Origin of the sequence: Agarivorans sp. QJM3NY_30, assembly GCF_050870855.2 — a bacterium.
Classification (GTDB): Bacteria; Pseudomonadota; Gammaproteobacteria; order Enterobacterales; family Celerinatantimonadaceae; genus Agarivorans.
In genome coordinates, this window is sequence record NZ_CP194038.2 from 2725744 (window position 1) to 2746808 (window position 21065).

The 21065-nt window shown below is 44.1% G+C and carries 14 protein-coding genes and 7 tRNA genes; 4 read left to right on the forward strand and 17 right to left on the reverse strand.

Translation table 11 applies throughout. From position 1 onward, the window contains the following. Positions 1-15: 15 nt before the first annotated feature. Positions 16-636 carry a LysE family translocator gene (locus ACRRSX_RS12420; protein ID WP_432452880.1) on the forward strand — a complete coding sequence of 207 codons (621 nt, stop codon included), beginning with the start codon at positions 16-18 and terminating at the stop codon, positions 634-636. Here the strand turns inward: ACRRSX_RS12420 and ACRRSX_RS12425 are convergent. The 17 genes from ACRRSX_RS12425 to ACRRSX_RS12505 form a co-directional block, all read right to left on the reverse strand. Continuing rightward, the gene (locus tag ACRRSX_RS12425) at positions 622-987 is read right to left on the reverse strand and encodes an allophanate hydrolase-related protein (protein WP_432452879.1); all 366 of its coding nucleotides are present in this window, start codon (positions 985-987) and stop codon (positions 622-624) included. The two genes, ACRRSX_RS12420 and ACRRSX_RS12425, sit on opposite strands and share 15 nt — an antisense overlap. Further along, positions 984-1457: a hypothetical protein gene (locus ACRRSX_RS12430; RefSeq protein WP_432452878.1), complete on the reverse strand. Its 474-nt coding sequence runs from the start codon at positions 1455-1457 to the stop codon at positions 984-986. The genes ACRRSX_RS12425 and ACRRSX_RS12430 overlap by 4 nt, the downstream gene beginning before the upstream one ends. Positions 1458-1640: 183 nt before the next feature. Then, positions 1641-2621 (reverse strand): alpha/beta hydrolase, encoded by a 981-nt coding sequence (locus tag ACRRSX_RS12435; protein WP_432452877.1) that lies wholly within the window; start codon positions 2619-2621, stop codon positions 1641-1643. 310 nt (positions 2622-2931) lie between these two features. Then, positions 2932-3018, reverse strand: a tRNA-Leu gene (locus ACRRSX_RS12440). A gap of 301 nt (positions 3019-3319) precedes the next feature. Continuing rightward, on the reverse strand, positions 3320-3544 hold the full coding sequence (locus ACRRSX_RS12445) for a hypothetical protein (protein WP_432452876.1): 225 nt from the start codon (positions 3542-3544) through the stop codon (positions 3320-3322). Between the two features lie 700 nt (positions 3545-4244). Beyond that, positions 4245-4318 (reverse strand) — tRNA-Cys (locus ACRRSX_RS12450). 17 nt (positions 4319-4335) lie between these two features. Next, positions 4336-4411, reverse strand: a tRNA-Gly gene (locus ACRRSX_RS12455). A 519-nt stretch (positions 4412-4930) separates the two neighbouring features. After that, positions 4931-5017, reverse strand: a tRNA-Leu gene (locus ACRRSX_RS12460). Between the two features lie 18 nt (positions 5018-5035). Further along, positions 5036-5109: transfer RNA gene (locus ACRRSX_RS12465), tRNA-Cys, on the reverse strand. Positions 5110-5138: 29 nt separating this feature from the next. Further along, positions 5139-5214 (reverse strand) — tRNA-Gly (locus tag ACRRSX_RS12470). Between the two features lie 460 nt (positions 5215-5674). Then, complete coding sequence (gene pgsA, locus ACRRSX_RS12475) at positions 5675-6229, reverse strand: CDP-diacylglycerol--glycerol-3-phosphate 3-phosphatidyltransferase (RefSeq protein ID WP_432456176.1); 555 nt, start codon at positions 6227-6229, stop codon at positions 5675-5677. 43 nt (positions 6230-6272) lie between these two features. Continuing rightward, positions 6273-8033, reverse strand: a complete 1761-nt coding sequence (gene uvrC / locus ACRRSX_RS12480) for an excinuclease ABC subunit UvrC (RefSeq protein ID WP_432452875.1) — start codon at positions 8031-8033, stop codon at positions 6273-6275. 72 nt (positions 8034-8105) lie between these two features. Continuing rightward, positions 8106-8750: a UvrY/SirA/GacA family response regulator transcription factor gene (gene uvrY, locus ACRRSX_RS12485; protein ID WP_432452874.1), complete on the reverse strand. Its 645-nt coding sequence runs from the start codon at positions 8748-8750 to the stop codon at positions 8106-8108. A 614-nt stretch (positions 8751-9364) separates the two neighbouring features. After that, a tRNA-Ser gene (locus tag ACRRSX_RS12490) sits at positions 9365-9455 on the reverse strand. A 157-nt stretch (positions 9456-9612) separates the two neighbouring features. Beyond that, complete coding sequence (locus ACRRSX_RS12495) at positions 9613-11103, reverse strand: glutamate synthase subunit beta (protein ID WP_432452873.1); 1491 nt, start codon at positions 11101-11103, stop codon at positions 9613-9615. Between the two features lie 9 nt (positions 11104-11112). Then, positions 11113-15762: a glutamate synthase large subunit gene (gene gltB / locus ACRRSX_RS12500; protein WP_432452872.1), complete on the reverse strand. Its 4650-nt coding sequence runs from the start codon at positions 15760-15762 to the stop codon at positions 11113-11115. Positions 15763-16664: 902 nt separating this feature from the next. Further along, a complete protein-coding gene (locus ACRRSX_RS12505) occupies positions 16665-17582 on the reverse strand; it encodes a manganese-dependent inorganic pyrophosphatase (RefSeq protein WP_432452871.1) in 918 nt (305 codons plus the stop codon). 290 nt (positions 17583-17872) lie between these two features. Here ACRRSX_RS12505 and ACRRSX_RS12510 point away from each other — a divergent pair, with 290 nt between their 5' ends. Genes ACRRSX_RS12510 through ACRRSX_RS12520 form a run of 3 tightly spaced genes read left to right on the forward strand, consistent with a single transcriptional unit; the run spans position 17873 to position 21038 of the window. Continuing rightward, positions 17873-18538, forward strand: a complete 666-nt coding sequence (locus tag ACRRSX_RS12510; RefSeq protein WP_432452870.1) for a Bax inhibitor-1/YccA family protein — start codon at positions 17873-17875, stop codon at positions 18536-18538. Between the two features lie 52 nt (positions 18539-18590). After that, positions 18591-20663, forward strand: a complete 2073-nt coding sequence (locus ACRRSX_RS12515; protein WP_432452869.1) for an FUSC family membrane protein — start codon at positions 18591-18593, stop codon at positions 20661-20663. Between the two features lie 45 nt (positions 20664-20708). Further along, the gene (locus ACRRSX_RS12520) at positions 20709-21038 is read left to right on the forward strand and encodes a TusE/DsrC/DsvC family sulfur relay protein (protein ID WP_432452868.1); all 330 of its coding nucleotides are present in this window, start codon (positions 20709-20711) and stop codon (positions 21036-21038) included. The last annotated feature ends 27 nt before the right edge of the window (positions 21039-21065 follow it).

The window sequence follows — 21065 nt, forward strand, 5'->3', positions numbered from 1 at the left end:
ATTTACGGAATCAATATGGATTTTTCCATTTTATTAATATTTATCCCTACTTTCTTTTTTGTTTCAATAACCCCGGGCATGTGTATGACGCTCGCTATGACCTTAGGTATGACCATTGGCCTGCGTCGTACCTTATGGATGATGCTTGGGGAAATGTTAGGGGTTGGCATTGTCGCTATCTTGGCGGTGTTAGGGGTGGCCGCAATCATGTTGCGCTACCCTGAGGTATTTATGATATTGAAATGGATTGGCGGCGCTTATCTCGGCTACCTAGGGATTCAAATGTGGCGTTCTAGGGGCAAAATGGCCATCCCGGATACCATCGCGGAGCCTCAGCAAGTGCAACGCTCACAACTGGTGATCCAAGGTTTTGTGACAGCTATTGCCAACCCCAAAGGTTGGGCTTTTATGATTTCGCTACTCCCCCCCTTCATCCAACCCAATTATTCGCTGAGCCTGCAATTGAGTCTATTAGTGGGAATTATTCTAGTTTCAGAATTTGTTTGTATGAGCCTCTACGCCACCGGCGGTAAAACCCTGCGAGTGTTTTTAAATCAAAGTGGTAATGTTCGTTTGCTTAACCGAATTTCAGGCAGTTTGATGATTTGCGTAGGAATTTGGTTAATATTCAGCTAATTTCGCGCTTACTTCTCTAAGCGCATCAGCCAAAGTACTCGCATAACCTTCACAAATAAAACTATTCACCCATTGACCATCAGCCAGCTCCACCTTGCCCAAGCCAAGTGAGCAACACCCTATAAAAAACTGGTCACTGGGCATATGCCATACTTCGATTTCAATCGCCTGCCCTTGTTCTTCATCGCGAATTAAACTAGGTCGAGCTGGCAGCCCTCCTGCTAGTGCATACAAACGATAGCAACTTGCGCTGGTGGTTTGTTTCAGCAGACTCGCACCGCGTTCCAATAACTGGTGGTTTAAGGCCAAACCGGATAAATGTGCGCCACAGACTGCCAGCTCAATTGTCATGCAGTGGGCTCAGCTAAGGGCGGCAAGGGCTGTCCGGTGGCACCGAGGGGACAGCCATTGTGTTGCAGCAACAAGGCCGAAATACTCAGCAACTTACGGTCATGGAGAGCTTGGCTAAACTGAATGATCCCAAAGGGAAGACCACGCGCGAGTAGATAATGGGAAACACTTAACTCAACTAGATTGACTTTTTGGCCTTTGAGATCCGCTAAAGACTTGTCACCTTTCAGCACCACCCCATCATTGCCATTAGAGAAATCGCCAACGATTAAGGCAGTGGAATCAACGCCACTTGCCGTAGGAATGGTCAGTGCATTCATACTGGTCATTACCGTGGCAGCAAAAACCCCGGCAGTATATTGGTTAATTGACTCGATATAGTCGTTTACTTGCACCATATCGATATTGATATTGTATTTATCAGCCCATTTTCTAACGATGCCCGTTGCAGCGCCATAATCCCATGGCATCCAACCAACATAGATGGTCCTAGCTAATCGATGCATGCGCAATTTGTGTGGTGCTGGCAACAGAAGCACTGATCAAGGTAGCCGCTCAACTCCCTTCATTCACTGATGCTGTTACGGAGACGATATACGGTATATCTAGACAGCCAAGATACCGCTCAAAAGATCGCAACACCACCAACTAGCTCAGACATGGTCGCTAAACTGCTCCGAAATCCATTTGCCGATCACTTGCATTGCCGCGGAATTACTTACAAGATCTAAATGTCCAACATCTTCGATGATACTTACATCGCCATCACTGTTGGCGCGGATCAATGCTTGGTATTGCTCAGCCATGAATGCCTCATCTAGGCGACCCACAACCAACAACAGCGGCACCTTAATCGCTTGTAACTCCCGTTGATAATGTTTAGGAGCATAGGATTTATTCAAACGATAACTATAACTATCGGTTTCGCTGCCATCACGAAATGCGCTGGGGAGATTAAAGCTAATCACTTTAAGATGATTAAGTGCTTTAAAACCGAATCGATTCACCAACTCTAAGCCAATAATTCGGCGAATAAAGGGGCGAGCCCATCCCCCCGAGTTGTGCCTCATGGTAGGGGCTTGATAGTGAAGATAAGGCGCCAACAATAAATAACCGTCGATGGCTCGTTCTGGCGCACTGCCCGCAAAGCGCAAGGCTAAACCGCCACCAGAAGAGTGTCCTGCCAGCAGGATTTTTGTCTGAGGCGAAGCTTCGTGAATCAAATCAATGAAATCAGTCAAGTCATCATTATATTGACCAATATAATCCACATCACCACGACGACATGGATTCATCCCATGACCCCGTAAATCCGGCGTATAAACCTTCGCGATACCTTGGCGAGCAAGATGAGAGGCTAAAGGCTCCAGATAGCCACTGTGCCATCCAGAGCCATGTAACAAGATCAAAACGATGTCACTATCCGCTGGATAATACCGATAATCTAGGGAAGTCCCATCTCTTGCAATATAACGCGAGCACTTGGCTAAGCACTTTACCTGAGTCAGTCGTTTATAATCGAGTCCTGAATGGTTCTCGACTCGGCTTGGAACCTGCGGGATCAGAATCAAACACAATACGCTCAAGCCAACAATCATTACGATGACTAAGCTGGTCACAAATAAGTTTATCATGCTGCTTTCCATTGCTCGTCCTCCTCACCCCTTCGATACTTGCTACTTTAGCCCGCATAGGCCAATAACAACAAACGCCGTTGCCATTTAAATTAGTTAAATTCTGACTAACCGGGATAAATGCATCATAAAGCGACTCGTGGTAAGTCTAAGAGATAATGTAAGAATTGAAGTCGCATGTTGTACACATGGCGGCATTTTTTAATGCCAATTAGCGCTAGCTTAAATACTCGACGACTGGCACCACAAATAAACACTTGAGCGAAAGATGTAAAAAAGCCAGTAGCAAATGCTACTGGCTTTTTTGAATTGGTGCCCGGGGCCGGACTTGAACCGGCACGTCCTTTCAAACGAGGGATTTTAAATCCCTTGTGTCTACCAATTTCACCACCCGGGCAAAAAGTTTAAATCTTCGTCTCAGCGCGATTGCCTGAGAACGAGGCGTACTTTAACGTATTCAAAAAATGAGTCAACCATAAATTAAAGATTTTTGTTCAAGTGCTCAAAAAGCGATCTGCATGGCTAATTCTGCTTCTCGGCACCGCCAATTGAACAGATGTAAATCAGGCCTCACTATTTAGCGTCATCACGGAAAATGTTTAATACTGCTGCAGTGATAGATCAATAAAGCGAGATTATTGATGCTGAACTCTGCGTTTAACTTCGCTAGTTTATACCAAGCTAAGTAAAAACATGACCTAATTAAGGCTTGGTAAGACTTCAGGAAAAACCAAAAACCAGAAGGCTACCGTTTTTAACTTTTGAGCAAAGAGAGCAATTGGTTCAATATCAAAGACAAAGCTCATAATGCACAAAGTGGACGACTGACAGATGCCAATATCCACGCTTATGTCGTGAAAGAATTTGGCAAGCATGACCACCCAGACTCCATCTATTGTCTGCTCGACCATATGGGCTTTCATAGATAACTTCCCGCTCTAAACGCCTTAAGTAATTTCAAGAAACACAGGACTATTTTAAAAAATTGAAACTCGAAACGACCCTTAAAATCCTAGGGCATAAGGCTCTAGAGTGGGTTGATGAGTGGTTTCAGGATGAAGCCAGATTTGGGCAACAAAAAGCAATTTATGGGCTGAAAGAGGAAAGCGCCCAAGAGCGGTGAAGCAACAACAATTTGAAGTTGAGTATGCCTATCTATTTGGTTCAACCTGGTGAGGCTATCGTCGTCCCTTAGGCCAATAAAGACATATGATAGAACATTTAAAGCAAATACCATTAGTCACAGAACAGGGACGTCAGCCCTTGTTGTGAATGGCGCAGGATGGCATACGAAAGATATTGCCAATCAATTTAATAACGTCACTATCATCAAACTATCACCATACTCCCCAGAGTTAAACCCTATAGAACAGGTATAGAGTTGGTTAAGCCAACACCGCCTAGCCAATCAAAGCTGCAGTGATTATGATGAATTTGTTGACACGTTTATGCAGCATGGAATAGGTTTTTGCAATGCACGCAGCAGGTCGAAAAGATGTGTTCTAGGAAATGGATTGACCTGACCAGTTCATTTTGCAGATTGCCATAAGGCTTAGAGCGAAGCGGAATGTTGGAATAGCAGACACAAAAAAACCAGCTTCAATGCTGGTTACTACTGCAATATGGAGGCGGGTCCCGGAGTCGAACCGAGGTCCACGGATTTGCAATCCGCTGCATAGCCACTCTGCCAACCCGCCACGCAGTTTTAGAAATTTGGAGCGGCACATCGGGTTCGAACCGATGACCTCAACCTTGGCAAGGTTGCGCTCTACCAACTGAGCTAGTGCCGCTTAACTTACAATCACTATTTAGTATGAATCAGAGTTCAACCAAGGTTGCGCTACTCTTTATACCCACACTGAGCTAGTGCCGCTTAACTTACAATCACTATTTAGTATGAATCAGAGTCAACCAAAGTTGCGCTACTCTTTATACCCACACTGAGCTAATGCCGCTTAACTTACAATCACTATTTAGTATGAATCAGAGTCAACCAAGGTTGCGCTACTCTTTATACCCACACTGAGCTAGTGCCGCTTAACTTACAATCACTATTTAGTATGAATCAGAGTTCAACCAAGGTTGCGCTACTCTTTATACCCACACTGAGCTAATGCCGCTTAACTTACAATCACTATTTAGTATGAATCAGAGTTCAACCAAGGTTGCGCTACTCTTTATACCCACACTGAGCTAATGCCGCTTAACTTACAATCACTATTTAGTATGAATCAGAGTCAACCAAGGTTGCGCTACTCTTTATACCCACACTGAGCTAGTGCCGCTTAATCTCAACTCAAAGAAGGAGTTGGTGCCCGGGGCCGGACTTGAACCGGCACGTCCTTTCAGACGAGGGATTTTAAATCCCTTGTGTCTACCAATTTCACCACCCGGGCGACACAATTTTATAGTAATGGAGGCGGGTCCCGGAGTCGAACCGAGGTCCACGGATTTGCAATCCGCTGCATAGCCACTCTGCCAACCCGCCATACTATGGTTTTTCTATTACTGTAAATTTGGAGCGGCACATCGGGTTCGAACCGATGACCTCAACCTTGGCAAGGTTGCGCTCTACCAACTGAGCTAGTGCCGCTTAACTTACAATCACTATTTAGCGTGAATCAGAGTCAACCAAGGTTGCGCTACTCTCTATACCCACACTGAGCTAGTGCCGCTTAACTTACAATCACTATTTAGCGTGAATCAGAGTCAACCAAGGTTGCGCTACTCTCTATACCCACACTGAGCTAGTGCCGCTTAACTTACAATCACTATTTAGTGTGGATCAGAGTTCAACCAAGGTTGCGCTACTCTCTATACCCACACTGAGCTAGTGCCGCTTAACTTATTTTACTGTTTAGTAAACTGAGCCTTCAACCGAAGTTGCTCCGTACTTAAAACACTAAACAGTTCCCTAAGTCGTTTCGCTAAATCCACCAGAGAACTGCGTTCCCGCTGAATGTGCTGTGCATTTTAGCGAGCTAAATCTTTACGTCAACAGTCTTTTTCCAACTTTCTAACTGTTCGCCTGATTTTTAGTCGAAAGCCGCTATTTATTGGCCACTTTGTCGTAAATCTGGCCATGCTAAAACCAAATAACTGATCATTGACCACAAGGTAAGTACAGTGGCGGCAAAAAAGAGCCCAAAACTAAGTTGATCGATCAAAGGATTAAGCTGAGCGGTTAATCCAGTTATCGCAGCCATTTGCGCCGCGGTTTTATATTTACCGATCCAAGAAACCGCAACACTAGAGCGTTTACCAAGTTCAGCCATCCATTCGCGTAACGCAGAAATTATAATTTCTCGAGATATCATGATTAAAGCGGGAATGGTTATCCACATCGACTGATAATGTTCAACCAATACCACCAATGCAGCGACCACCATCGCCTTATCCGCCACAGGATCCAAAAAGGCACCAAAGGGTGTGGTTTGGCCAAGCCTGCGTGCTAAGTAGCCATCTAAGTAATCAGTTGCTGCCGCTAAACCAAAAATAAATGCTGCAGCTAACATTCCCCACTCTACCGGAAGGTAAAAGGCGACCAAAAAAAACGGAATCAACACAACTCTAAACGCGGTTAGTATATTTGGTATATTTATCATTATTTTTCATTTATAAAACTACTGGCGCTATGTTGCCTAATCTTGCTTAGTGATGCAACGTATCATGGATTTTTTGCGCCAATGCAGGGCTAATTCCCGGTACTTTTTTCAATTCATCAACACTTGCACTCTTCATTTGCTGCATTCCACCTAAATGAGTCAACAAAGCTTGACGACGTTTCGCACCGATCCCGGGGATCTCTTCTAAGATACTGGTCTTGCGAGCCTTGTCGCGACGGTTACGGTGTCCTGTAATGGCAAAGCGATGACTTTCATCCCGAATATGTTGAATTAAGTGCAGCGCAGCTGAATCACTGGGTAAATGTAACTCGGTCATTGCCTTACCGATAAGCAATGTTTCCAAACCAGGTTTACGAGTCGTCCCCTTCGCGACCCCCACCAACAAAGGCATCGGTACCAAGTTCAACGGCTCAATACTAGCAAAAGCCGCCGATAACTGACCTTTTCCGCCATCGATAAACAAAATGTCGGGCATTTTTTCAGCTAACTGGGCTTTTTGATAACGACGTTTCAGTGCTTGTGCCATTGCAGCGTAGTCATCCCCCCCAGTAATACCTTCAATATTAAATCGTCGATATTCAGATTTATTCGGCCCTTGGCGATCAAACACCACACAAGAAGCTACCGTACGTTCGCCTTGCGTATGACTAATATCGAAACATTCCATCCGTTTAATTGGCGTATCTCGTTTAAGCAAACTCTCAAGCTCAGTCACCCGATGATGAATAGTCGCTTCCTGGTTGAGCTTGGTTAATAATGCATTTTCAGCATTAGTATTTGCTAAAGCAACATATCTAAACTTTTCGCCACGTTTTGGGATACTCAGTTTAACTTTCACACCCAATTCGATTTCTATCGCATTTTCAATCTCCGGCCAGTCTCCTTCGACATCAGGTAACAACACTTCATTCGGCTGGTTGCCCTTTCGCTGCTCAGAGAGATAGTACTGAATAACAAAACTACGCAATACCTCGGGGAGTTCAGTTTGTTTGGGGACCTTTGGATAATACGAACGACTACCTAACACTTGACCGTCACGGATCAACAGTAGATGCACCACCGCAATGCCATTTCTAAACGCGAAACCCAGCACATCACTTTGGGCTGTATTACCACTCACAAATTGTTGTTCCTGCACTTTACGTAAGGCTTGAATTTGATCGCGAAAAGTCGCAGCGGCTTCAAACTTAAGTTGTTCACTCGCCTGTGACATCTTATCTGCCAACTGATTAATCACCTGCTGGCTTTTACCTTTTAAGAAGAGGCTGGCCAGCTCGACCTGCTGGCAATAGTCTTGCTCGTTCACTAAGTTGACGCAAGGTGCAGAACAGCGTTTTAACTGGTATTGCAGACAGGGGCGCTGACGATTGGCATATTCACTATCACTGCACTGGCGGATCGGAAATAATTTCTGCATCAAGTGCAAACTTTCACGCACTGCGCTGCCGTTAGGGTAAGGTCCAAAATAGTGTCCTTTGGCCCGCTTAGCACCGCGATGCATCGAGATCCGTGGATGTTTATGCTGACTAATTAAAATATAAGGGTAAGACTTATCATCTCGCAATAATACATTATATTTAGGCAGATATTTCTTAATTAAATTGTGCTCCAAAATCAAAGCTTCGGTCTCGGTATGAGTGACCGTAACTTCAATTCGGGCAATGTTAGTGACTAAGGCGCGGGTTTTCTTGCTATCGACCGTTTTTCGAAAATAACTGGTTAAACGTTTTTTTAAAGACTTCGCTTTACCAACATAAATCACCTCGTCTGCGGCGTTATACATCATGTATATGCCGCTAGACTCAGAAACTTGACTTAAAAAGGTTTTACTATCAAAAATAGAGTCAGTCAAAACAACTTACAACTTGTCAGTATCAATCATACCGTGACGAATAGCTAAATGAGTTAACTCCACGTCGCCGTTAATATCGAGTTTACTAAATAAACGGTAACGGTAAGAATTCACAGTTTTAGGGCTAAGATTAAGCTGCTCAGAAATATCGGTAACTTTTTCACCTTTGGTTATCATCAACATGATTTGTAATTCACGCTCTGATAAATGTTGAAAAGGATTGTCTTCCGCAGGACTAAACTGACTTAAGGCCATTTGTTGCGCAATTTCTGGAGACAAGTAACGTTGGCCAGAATTAACCGCTCGAATTGCTTTTAGCATCTCGTCCGGCGCGGCACTCTTGGTTAAATAACCACATGCCCCTGCCTGCATCACTTTGGTTGGGAATGGGTTTTCGCTATGTATAGTTAATACAATAATTTTGGCATCTGGATCATAGCGTAGTATTTTACGCGTAGCTTCTAGGCCCCCAATACCAGGCATGTTCATATCCATTAGGATAACATTGGCTTGGTTATTTCGACACCATTGAACGGCTTTCTCACCGCTCTCGACTTCACCAACGACTTTAAATCCTCTAACGTCTTCTAAAATGCGACGGATCCCTGTACGCACTAGCTCATGATCGTCAACCAGAAATACGTTTATCAAGCGTTCTCTCCGCTGTAACTAAAACATCAATCAACTAATTGGGCGGGTTGGCAGGCTTCAATTTACCTACGCAGCAGACGTTATATCCCATCAAGATGAGAATTTAAAGCGTTAAACTTTATAAGTTATGCGTAGATCTTTGCTTATTCACTTTTTAGTTGATTGAAACGAAGTTGTCGTACAATAAATCAGCAACAAAATAACCTTAGCCAACTCGGTCACTTATCATACATAAGGTACTGTTAAGACTGGTGAACACCTATAACGAAGCACTCTAATGACAACTGCAGTTTTAGCGGTGTTCGACAAACCGATAGTTGAAGCAGGCATAACTCAAGGACTGATACCAATCTAACTCATTATCTGTTCATTCTTGCGGGCTTAAATCACCGCTAACTGCGTGGTGTGTTTTGTCATTAGAGCCACTAGTTACTGCACATCAAGTCAGGTTATCGGCAGATTTATTCTGCGCAATAAGTTGATCATATAATGAATCCGATTGATATTATTTTGAAAGGCTGGAAAGAAATTTATTCGAGTGCAGTTTAATGGGAGAGCTAAAATCGGATGGCGCTATAAACAAAAAAACCATGCAAATGCATGGTTTTTCAAAATGGCGGAGGAGGAGAGATTTGAACTCTCGAAGGGCTATTAACCCTTGCCGGTTTTCAAGACCGGTGCATTCGACCACTCTGCCACCCCTCCGCAGCAACGGGGCGCATATTACCTAGCAAATTTGCGCTTGTAAACTGTCTTTTATGGTTTTTTTGAAAATCAACTGCTTTGTCGCGAAACCAAGTCATCGTTGGTCACAAATAACCCAGCCGAAGCTGGGTTATTTGATGGCCTTGAATGCCGTCGCTTACGAAGGTAAGTAACTCTTACCCATTAAGAAGGTATCAATTGCTTTCGCTGCACCACGACCTTCATTAATCGCCCATACAATGAGGCTCTGGCCACGACGCGCATCACCCGCAGCAAATACACCGCTTACATTGGTCGCGTATTGGCCATAAACGGCTTTTGCGTTGGAACGTTCGTCTTTCTCTACGCCTAAGCTATCAATAATCCCTGCTTCTGGACCCATAAAGCCCATCGCCAGTAATACTAAGTCAGCCTTAAGCACTTCTTCACTGCCCTTAATTGGCTCTGGGATCATTTGCCCATTTGGATTTTTAACCCAATTAATCTTGGTGGTATGAATAGCGCTGACATCGCCCTGTTCATTGCCGACCATTTTTTGCGTCATAACCAAGTAGCGACGAGGATCTTCACCTTGGATGGCAATCGCTTCATCCTGACCATAGTCACGTTTCAAGGTACGCTTAAACTCTGGCCATGGATTGTCTTGCCCACGTTCCAACGGTGGTTGAGGCATAATTTCTAATTGAATCACACTCTTACAACCATGACGTAATGAGGTACCGACACAGTCAGTCCCTGTATCACCCCCACCAATTACCACCACATGCTTATCTTTAGCGCTGATGAATTGACCATCTTGAAGTTGGCTGTCTAATAGACTCTTGGTATTTTTCGCTAAGAACTCCATCGCGAAATGAACCCCATTTAACTCACGACCAGGGACAGGCAGATCCCGAGGTACTGTTGCGCCGGTAGCAATGAGTAGCGCGTCGAAGTCTTCATCTAGGCGGTTAATCGAAATATCTTTGCCAACTTCAACCGAAGTTTTAAAAGTAATCCCTTCTTCTCGCATGATATCGATACGGCGCCCGACAATTTCTTTTTGCAGCTTCATATTTGGAATGCCATACATCAGCAATCCACCAATACGATCGGCTCGTTCAAATACCGTGACCTGATGACCAGCAGAATTAAGCTGAGCTGCTGCCGCTAAGCCAGCAGGGCCTGAGCCTATTACAGCCACTGTTTTACCACTACGGCACTTGGGAATATTTGGTTTAACCCAACCTTCCTTAAATGCGCGCTCAATAATATTTACTTCCTGACTTTTAATGGTTACTGGTGGCGCATTAATCCCAAGCACACAGGAGTCTTCACAAGGTGCCGGACACACTCGCCCTGTAAACTCAGGAAAGTTATTGGTTTTGTGTAAACGATCGATAGCATCCTTCCAACGACCACGATAAACCAAATCATTCCACTCGGGGATCAAGTTATTAATCGGACAACCAGCCACGCGCGGAGCGTAAGCTGAGTCACCAGAATGACAAAACGGGATCCCACAATCCATACAACGAGAAGCTTGGTCTTTGACAGCTTGTTCGCTCATGGGCGATTTCACTTCTAACCAATCTATCAAACGTTCTGCTGGATCGCGGTCTGCCGATAGCTTCCTATCTATTTCCATAAATCCTGTTGGATTTGCCATGTCTCTCTCCTAAACCGCTTCAGCTTTTTGTTTGGCTTGTTCAGCCTTGGCTTTTTTTGCTTGGGCAACACTGTCTAAGTGCATATCGAATGCTGCAACCGCGACATCATAATCGGTTTCATAGTCACCCGTGGCTTTCGCCTGCTTCATGTAGTCTTGCATCCGTTCATAGTCCGTTGGCATGACGCGAACAAACATAGCCAGAGCCTTGTCCCAATCGGCTAGCAATTCTTTGGCAACGTCTGAGCCCGTATAAGCGAGATGTTTTTCAAGCAAATCTTTCAGCTCGGCAGCTTCTGCGGCATCTTCAATGCCACCAAGTCGGACCATTTCCATGTTACAACGCGAAGCAAACTGCTGACTACGGTCGAGCACATAGGCGACCCCACCAGACATCCCTGCTGCAAAGTTACGACCAGTTTCGCCAAGAATAATCGCCTTACCGCCAGTCATATATTCACAACCATGATCACCAACACCTTCGACAATGGCAGTGACCCCAGAGTTACGGACACAGAAACGCTCTCCTGCAATCCCATGAATATAGGCTTCGCCTGAGGTACCGCCAAAGAAGGCCACGTTACCAACAATAATGTTGTTACGTGCTTCAAATGGAGCTTTGCGATCAGGATAAACAATCAGCTTCGCGCCGGATAAACCTTTGCCGAAGTAATCGTTAGCATCGCCTTCTAACTCAAACTTAATACCTTTCGCTGCAAAGGTCCCAAAACTTTGGCCTGCGCTACCGTTAAATTTAACCTTAATAGTATCTTCCGGTAGCCCTTCTGAGCCATAACGTTTCGAGATTTCGTTCGACAACATCGTACCCACACTTCGGTTGGTATTAATAATTGGAGAACTAAGCGCTACCGCTTTACCACTTTCTAAGGCTTCGCTGGCTTGTTTAATTAACTCACGATCAACAATATCGTGAATCAAATGCTTCTGCTCTTGGCTACGATAAAGTGTCTCGTCACCATCCACTTCTGCTTTATACAAGATTGGCGATAGGTCAACCGCTTGGTACTTCCAGTGATCAATGTCATCACGCTGAGTCAAACATTGGCTTTGCCCAACCATCTCATTGATGCTGCGAAAACCAAGTTCAGCCATAATTTCTCGTAAACCTTCCGCCATCATCTTGAAGAAGTTGACCACATGATCAACTTGACCAGCATAACGTTCACGTAAACGGCGATCTTGAGTGGCAATCCCAACTGGGCAAGTATTTAAATGACACTTACGCATCATCGTACAGCCTTCAACAACAAGTGCTGCGGTAGCCACCCCCCACTCTTCGGCACCTAGCAAAGTGGCGACCGCCAAATCACGAGGTGTTTTCAGTTGACCATCGGCCTGTACCGTAATACGACTGCGTAATTTATTCTGAATCAAGGTTTGATGCGTTTCAGCTAAACCTAATTCCCATGGTAACCCAGCATGTTTAATAGAGCTCAGAGGAGATGCACCCGTACCACCATCGTAGCCAGCGATCAATACCACATCGGCGTAGCCTTTACACACACCCGAGGCAATCGTACCAACACCCGCTTCAGACACTAACTTAACGTTAATCCGAGCATCACGGTTAGCATTTTTCAAATCGTAAATAAGCTGAGCTAAATCTTCGATTGAATAAATATCGTGGTGTGGTGGGGGTGAAATGAGACCCACTCCTGGCGTTGAACCACGGGTTTTACCAATCCATGCATCCACCTTATCACCAGGAAGTTGACCACCTTCACCAGGCTTAGCGCCCTGCGCCATCTTGATCTGTAATTCTTCGGCATTCGCCAAATAATGACTAGTTACCCCAAAACGACCCGATGCAACCTGTTTGATCTTAGAGATCATTGAGTCGCCATTCTCCATCGGTTCGAAACGAATCGGATCTTCACCGCCCTCACCAGAATTACTCTTGCCACCAATGCGATTCATGGCAATGGCTAAGGTGGTATGCGCTTCCCAAGAAATTGAACCAAAACTCATCGCACCAGTAGCGAAACGTTTTAGGATCGTTTCTGCTGAATCCACTTCATGTAATGGAACACTAGGGCGATCGGACTTAAATTTAAGTAAACCACGCAAAGTGAATGCTTCTTTCGCCTGATGATCAACTTCTGCCGCATATTCTTTGAATACTTGGTAGTTATTGGTCGAAGAAGCGTTTTGTAACAAGCGGATCGTGGTGGGGTTAAATAAGTGACGCTCGCCATCTTTTCGCCAGGCATAATCGCCGCCAGAGCTTAAGATCAAGTCCCTAAATGGATTATCATCCGTCGCAAAACCTTCGCGATGTCGATTTAAGGCTTCCGTTGCAATCGAATCTAAATCCATGCCTTCAATACGGGTCACGGTACCAGTGAAATACTTGTTCACAACCTCAGAGTTAATACCGAGCGCTTCAAAGATTTGTGCACCTTGATAGGATTGCAACGTAGATATTCCCATTTTAGAGAAGATCTTCAACAAACCACTATTAATTGCATAGGTATAACGCGAGATCACCGCGTCATTAGATAAACTACTATCGATGATTGCCTGGTCTCGCATATCGAGCAAGGTTTCTATCGCCAAATATGGGTTAACCGCTGCCGCACCATAACCTAATACCGTTGCAAAATGATGAGTTTCACGAATATCGCCCGATTCAACGACTAAATCGGCATGAGCGCGAATACCTTCTCGAATTAAGTAATGGTGAACCGCCGCTGTCGCGAGTACTGAAGGTACAGCCGCGTGGTCGCTATCAACTTTACGGTCACTCAAAATTAATATCGAGAAACCATCATCCACGGCATCTTTTGCATGTCGACAAATCCGCTCTAACGCCTTTTCTAGTTCACCCTCTTCGCCAGAGGCATGGAAAGTGGTGTGAATCGTCGCCGCTTGGAAGTGGTTATGGTCAATACTTCGTAACTTGGCCAATTGATCATTGGTTAACACCGGTTGCTTAATTTCAACTTTACGGCAGTGTAGCGGTGTCTCTTCCAATAAATTTAAATCCGCACCCACATAGGTACGCAACGACATCACCATCTCTTCACGAATAGGATCAATAGGCGGATTGGTAACCTGAGCAAACAACTGTTTGAAATAATGGGATAAATGTGGGTTATTATCCGACAACACCGCCAAAGGTGTATCCGTTCCCATCGCGCCAAGCGGTTCTTTAGTGGTACCGACCATTGGCTTCAAAACCGCGTTAACGTCTTCTTGACTATAACCAAATGCTTTTTGACGCTTGGCTAAACTATGCAAAGTGGCAAAACGATCGTTATATCCATCAGGAAGAGGCAGGTCGTCGATAACAATTTTATTTTCTTCAACCCATTTTCCATAGGGTTGCTTGGAGCAAACCGTGTGTTTTACTTCATCATCGGCGATGATGCGACCTTGCTCTAAATCAGCAATGAAAATTTTACCGGGCTGTAAACGGCCTTTTTGGACCACTTTAGACTGATCAACCACTAAAGCACCGGTTTCTGAGCCCATCACAACTAGGCCATCGTCGGTCACTAAATAACGTGATGGACGCAAACCGTTTCGATCCAGTGTTGCACCAATCACTTTACCATTGGTAAAAGAAATAGAAGCTGGGCCGTCCCAAGGTTCCATGATGCAAGAGTAATATTCATAGAATGCACGTTTCACTGGGTCCATGTTTTCTTGAGTTTGCCAAGCTTCCGGAACCACCATCATCATCACTTGCTCAAGCGGACGACCACTCAATACCAGCAACTCAACACACATGTCTAAGTTAGCTGAATCTGAACGCGTGATATCACACACTGGATGAATCATATCCAGCTCTTCTTTACTAAAATTAACACTTGCAAGCAAAGATTCACGTGCTCGCATCCAGTTCACGTTGCCCTTCACCGTGTTAATTTCACCATTATGAGCGATGTAACGGAACGGTTGCGCTAAACGCCACGCGGGGAAAGTATTGGTTGAGAAACGAGAATGGAACATGGCAATGGCCGATACCACACGCGGATCCTGTAAATCCAAATAGTACTTGCGTACTTGCGCCGTGGTTAACTGACCTTTATAAACGATGGTTCGCGAGGACATCGAGGCCATATAAAAGCTTTCATCGACACCAGTAACTGTGGCGTCAGCCAAGTGTAGCGAGTATTTACGTAACACAAACAGTTTACGTTCGAATACTTGTTGGTCAATATTCGCAGGACGAGCCACAAACACTTGTTCAATTTTAGGTTCATTGTCAAGTGATGCTTGACCCAAACTAGAATTGTCCTTAGGCACCACACGGTAGCCTAGTAGACTTAGACCTAGTTTATTAATATTTCGATTTAAAATTTCTCGACATTCACGACGAATGGTTTCATCAGCAGGAAAGTAAACCATGCCCACGCCATACTCACCGGGATTCGGTAAAGCGAAACCCAGTTGAGTTGCTTCTTCTTTGAAAAACTCGTGAGGAAGCTGAATAAGAATACCAGCGCCGTCTCCACTATCGACGTCACACCCAGTGCCGCCACGATGCTCCATGCAAGTTAGCATAGTCAATGCGTTTTCGATCACATCATGACTTTTTCGCCCTTTTAAATGGGCAACAAATCCGATACCACAGCTATCGTGTTCGAATTCAGGCCGATAAAGGCTCTTATTGTGTTGAGTTATGTTTGTCATCCAGTAATTCCTATTTACTGCCATATTGAAGTTATTCAGACCGTGAGACTGCTCACTTCAATAGTATTTTCATTTAAAGAGGAGCCACGCCATCTGTCGATGATGTGTGAACAATCGCCTTTGCTAGATGATTATCCTTTAAACCTCCAAAACAACAGCATTCAATAACGCAGGAGTTAATCCATTCGTCACGAAAGTAAAGGAAATGCTACCACAGATATAAAGCGAATTTCAGACTTGATTTGAAATAAAACGCATTTTTTTTTCAAAATAGTTGCTAACAAACTAAAAAAACGAGTTTTTTTTCACATTTTGTGCAGAAAAATTCACTATCAATAGTTAACAAAGGTCAAATAAATCACAAAGGTAATAAAATAACGTAATTTGCCAACAGCGCAGACTATGATCTGGCAGAAAGCCCTTTCGTGATAGATTTTGTACTAAATACAAACCAAAGGACTCACCTTATACCAATCTAAGTCATGAACTGTTCATTCTTGCTAGCCTAAATCACCACAACAGCGTTATATATTTTGTGATTAGAGCCACGAATTACTGCGCTTCATGGTTCGTTATCAGCAGATTTATTTGCTCAATAAGCTGGTCATGTAATTAATCAGATTGGTATTAGTTTTTTTGCCTGCCCATCAATTCATCATACAAATTGGAGTCTGTCAATACAGTTCACCATTAAAAAGTAAATCATCGCGGCGGACACGACTTATTTAAACGCATCCAAGAATGATAAAAGTCTGCGGGTATATTCATCTAAAGAGTGTTAAAAATACTTGCCCGTATAATAGAAAGAAGCCTTTCAAGCTTTCTCTATCGACTCTCCCATATTTTAAACATAAAAAAACCAGCGACTCTGCGCTGGCTTTTAAAAGTACAAGATATGCAGACTAGACGTCAAATTGGCGCTGTAGAGGCGGCATGACCTGCTTCTTACGGCTTACCACGCCAGGTAAATCAATCACACTCCCCTCAAGTTTGCCACCTAGAGTACTGGCAACAAGCTCTGCTTCATCACTACAAATTAAACCCGTTGAATTCAAAGTTGTAATATCTGTTAGCAACACTAAAGCGGTGTGATAACCATTGGCTTGCTTTAGCGCAACGAGAGCTGTTTCCAACTCATCTAAACGCGCAAGCACTGGTTTTACCGACGTAAGTTCCAACTGAGCGATAGCAAACTGTTTACCATTAATTTCGTAAACCTTCTGATCGCGTAACACCAATTCTTCAGCGGCTACAGAAGCCACGTCTGATTTAGCTGCAAACTGTTCGTCAGCAAAAGCATTGATATCGCTAACCCCAGCAAGTTCAGCCAAAGCCTCGGCGGCTTGACGGTCTACAGGGGTGTAAGTAGGGGAGTTAAACTTAACGGTATCACTTAAAATAGCACCTAACATTAAAGTTGCGGCTTCTTTACTTGGCGTAATATTAGCTGCTTGGTACATGCTATAAACAATCGTACAGCTACAACCCACGGGACGGATCCAACATTCTAGTGGTTCCGCCGTCGTAATATCACCCAGTTTATGGTGATCAACAATACCGCGAATAGACGCTTTTTTAGCATCTTTAGGAGCTTGCCCCCAATCAGAGTAATCAATTAACCAGACTTCTTCACCAGCAATTTCGCTGCGGATCTCAGGCGCGTCAAAGCCAATTTTATCAAGTAAAAATTGCGCTTCAGGGTTCGGCGCGCCTTGAGCTATAGCAGTTGCTGGTGTGCCTTGCTTCGTTAATAACTCTGCTAAAGATATTGCGCCAGCAATACTGTCACAGTCTGGATTAGTGTGTCCTAAAACTAACATTGGTTATCCGTCTCACTTTGAACGATTAAGGATTAAGGCAAAGCGCCCTGTTAGCGGTGATCATAGGGCTATGCGCCATCGAGTGCAACTGTGCCTTCGTATTATCTAGTCGCAAAACGCTCTCAAGAATCAACAACAAGCAGCTATCTATATGTTTTTGTGACATTCTAATCAACCAGCGGTACGGTTTTAGATCTTAGATTTGATTCTCTTTAGCAAAAATATCGTTATACTAGAAATTCATTCTATCAAAACTTACCATTAACTCAGTCATAATACGGAGTGAAATAATGAATCAGCCCAGCACGATAAACTATAGCGCTGCATCGACACTGGAAACCAATAAGGTTTTGCGTAATACCTACGCCTTACTATCGATGACCTTGTTTACCAGTGCTCTTGCAGCATTTTTTGCGGTCATTGCCGGTATCGGCTCTATGGCATCAATGGTAATGATGCTTGGTGCGATGGGAATTGTGTGGTTTGTCCTCCCCCGTAGCATCAATTCTTCGATGGGACTTGTGTGGACTTTTGTATTCACCACCCTTATGGGGGGCTCATTAGGTCCGCTACTGACCCATTACCTACAGTTTCCGCAAGGTACTGCGATTGTGATGCAAGCCTTGGGAATGACCGGTTTGGTCTTCTTTGGCTTATCCGGTTATGTGCTGACCACCAAGAAAGATTTTTCATTCATGGGCGGCTTCTTATTCGCCGGTTTGATCGTTCTTGTGGTTGCTAGCCTACTGAACATATTTTTGCATGTACCAATGCTAAGTCTCACTATCAGCGGTGCGTGTGTGTTGCTATTCTCTGGTTATATTTTGTATGACACCAGCGATATTATCAGCGGTCGCGAAACAAATTACATCAGCGCAACCATTCGTTTGTACTTAGATGTGTTTAATATCTTTATATCACTACTCCACATTTTAGGCTTTTTAAACGACGACTAAGTCGACTAGGTAAGGATACCCACGCCCTGTTTTATACGGGGCGTTTTCATTTATGGCTTTAGTTAAATATAAAATCGATCCCTCCAGCTTAAATTGGGCTGTGGCATTAAAGGCCGCGAGTCTTGCGATCTTAATGCTAAGCCTAAGTCTAGTGTTTGACTTGGAACTGGCAATATCCCTAACCCTTGGGGTCGTTGCCGCAGGATTAGCTGATAGTCCCGACTTTTACCAGCAGCGCCTACAAAGTACCCTGCTAATGATGGGGTGCTTTACCCTCGCCTGCATTTCCGTGACCTTGCTTTACCCCTGGCCTTGGCTGTTTGCTATTGGCTTATTCAGTTCCACCTACTTGTTTATGCGAATGCCTGTTTTAGGACAAAAGTATGGCTCCATTGCCATGTGTTCGTTGATAATTGGTATTTATACCATGCTGGGATATAGCACTTACAGCAACCCATGGATGCAACCTCTGTGGTTGGTATTAGGTGCGCTCTGTTATGCGCTACTCTCCTTAGTTGCTAATGCTGTCGCCCCTAATCGCTGGTTAGATGCGCAACTGGCTCAAGTATTTCGGCAAATTAGTCTTTATCAACTGACCAAAACTCGTTTATTTCGACGGGGGGCTAATATTAGCGACATCCAGGTCCGCTTAACTCGCCAAAGTGCAGACATTGCAGAGCAACTCGGGGTGATTCGTCACGGCCTTTACGTTTATCAGCAACGGAATAAGCAGCTGGTGGGCTCTAGCCAGATGGACCGATTTTTTAAAGCGCAGCTGCTCCACGAAAGGCTCAACTCATCTCACCTCGACTATGAGCGGCTACAAAACGTTCTTCCTCGGCAATTGTTAACTGACACCCGAGCCATCATGGTCCGTATCGCACGAGCTATTGGTGCCAGTCAACTTGACAAAGATGTAGAATTACAACTCAATCAAGCCATCGATACCTTAGAAGAACAACGAGCACAACTTCCCCTGTTGCCTCCTCGTTTTGAATATTTATTAAAAAACTTAAAAAAAGTCACTGCATTGTGCTTTAACGAACAAGCTTTTCCCGAACCAGAAAATCGGTTTTCTCCTTTTAAGACCCTATCGATAAAACAATATTTACAACAAGCTTTTGATCTAAAGCTACAGGTCAATCGTCACGCCTTGCGAATGGCCTGCACCATGGTGATTGCCTATGGTTTAATCTTGATCATGAATGACGAGCACGCATTTTGGTTGATGCTAAGTTGTCTATTAGTCATTAAGCCCAACTACCATGAGACTAAAAAGCGAGTTGGAAAACGGGTATTCGGAACCATCGCAGGAGTATTTGTCGCCGCAGGTTTAAGTTATTTAAACCTTCCCGATTCAGTGAGTATCGGTTTGCTGCCGATATTAGTGTTGATGTTTTTTTTATTTTTTCATTTCAACTATGCAATTTCAGTGGCTTTTATCACCATTTTTGTTGCAATGTCTCTGGATTTACAAGGTTATCCCGCCAATGAAGCTCTAACCATTAGAACCATTGTCACCTTGATTGGCGCGTTAATGGCTTTAGCATCAATGCGTTATTTCTGGCCTGACTGGCAACATAAGATCAGCCGTAAAATTGTGAGTCAACTATTTGCCAATATAGCAGCTTATCAAGGTGCCATTTTCCAGCAATATTTCAGTACGTCTCCAGCAGAAAGCACCGAATTTCGCTTAAATCGTTACCACGCTTATCAAAGCGAGGCCGAATTGGTTCGTCATTGGCAATACATGCTAGCCGAGCCTAGTGACAAACGTCGACTTTCTCCTGATCTCTACCACTTAGTTGGTATGAGCCACAATTTACTATCTCACTTGTCAGCCTTATCAACCCATCGAAGCCAATTACAATCTGGATATGCGGCGAATCAATTGGCTAAATTAGGCGAGCAAATAAATGGCGAGTTGGAGCTAATGCACGATTACCTACTATTATTTTCTGACCAGCGACCCAGTTTAAAACCACAACATGAGCGACTACTTACCGAAATCAATAAATTATTGCCAAAGCTAGTCGGTGACGAATTGCTAATTGCTTACCAGTTACAACTAATATGCAAAGACTTACAGCAAATTCGCCAATTATTATTAAATGGTCGATGGTAAACTTAGCGACAACTTATAGTGATTCAAAAGGTTTATTAAGACACAATGATTGAGTTTAATGGGCAGCGTTATCAAACTGACAAGAATGGCTACTTACTCGACTTAGAGGCATGGTCAAAAGAGCTCGCAGCACATATTGCCCAACGAGAAGGTATCGAGATGGGTGAAGCCCACTGGGAAGTCGTCATATTTGTAAGAAATTTCTACCTAGAGTTTAATACCTCCCCTGCAATGCGTGCCTTAGTCAAAGCAATGGCCAAAAAGTTTGGCCCCGACAAAGGCAATAGCCGCTACTTATATAAATTATTTCCCGATGGGCCCGCCAAGCAGGCCACAAAAATTGCGGGCTTACCCAAACCAGTCAAATGCATATAAAAAAAGCGCCTCGGGCGCTTTTTTTAT

Excerpts from the sequence above, each read along its gene's own strand:
- ACRRSX_RS12420 (WP_432452880.1), top strand. The coding sequence starts at position 16 with ATGGATTTTTCCATTTTATTAATATTTATCCCTACTTTCTTTTTTGTT.
- ACRRSX_RS12425 (WP_432452879.1), bottom strand. The coding sequence starts at position 987 with ATGACAATTGAGCTGGCAGTCTGTGGCGCACATTTATCCGGTTTGGCC.
- ACRRSX_RS12430 (WP_432452878.1), bottom strand. The coding sequence starts at position 1,457 with ATGCCATGGGATTATGGCGCTGCAACGGGCATCGTTAGAAAATGGGCT.
- ACRRSX_RS12435 (WP_432452877.1), bottom strand. The coding sequence starts at position 2,621 with ATGATAAACTTATTTGTGACCAGCTTAGTCATCGTAATGATTGTTGGC.
- ACRRSX_RS12445 (WP_432452876.1), bottom strand. The coding sequence starts at position 3,544 with ATGAAAGCCCATATGGTCGAGCAGACAATAGATGGAGTCTGGGTGGTC.
- uvrC (WP_432452875.1), bottom strand. The coding sequence starts at position 8,033 with ATGATGTATAACGCCGCAGACGAGGTGATTTATGTTGGTAAAGCGAAG.
- ACRRSX_RS12495 (WP_432452873.1), bottom strand. The coding sequence starts at position 11,103 with ATGGCAAATCCAACAGGATTTATGGAAATAGATAGGAAGCTATCGGCA.
- gltB (WP_432452872.1), bottom strand. The coding sequence starts at position 15,762 with ATGACAAACATAACTCAACACAATAAGAGCCTTTATCGGCCTGAATTC.
- ACRRSX_RS12505 (WP_432452871.1), bottom strand. The coding sequence starts at position 17,582 with ATGTTAGTTTTAGGACACACTAATCCAGACTGTGACAGTATTGCTGGC.
- ACRRSX_RS12510 (WP_432452870.1), top strand. The coding sequence starts at position 17,873 with ATGAATCAGCCCAGCACGATAAACTATAGCGCTGCATCGACACTGGAA.
- ACRRSX_RS12515 (WP_432452869.1), top strand. The coding sequence starts at position 18,591 with ATGGCTTTAGTTAAATATAAAATCGATCCCTCCAGCTTAAATTGGGCT.
- ACRRSX_RS12520 (WP_432452868.1), top strand. The coding sequence starts at position 20,709 with ATGATTGAGTTTAATGGGCAGCGTTATCAAACTGACAAGAATGGCTAC.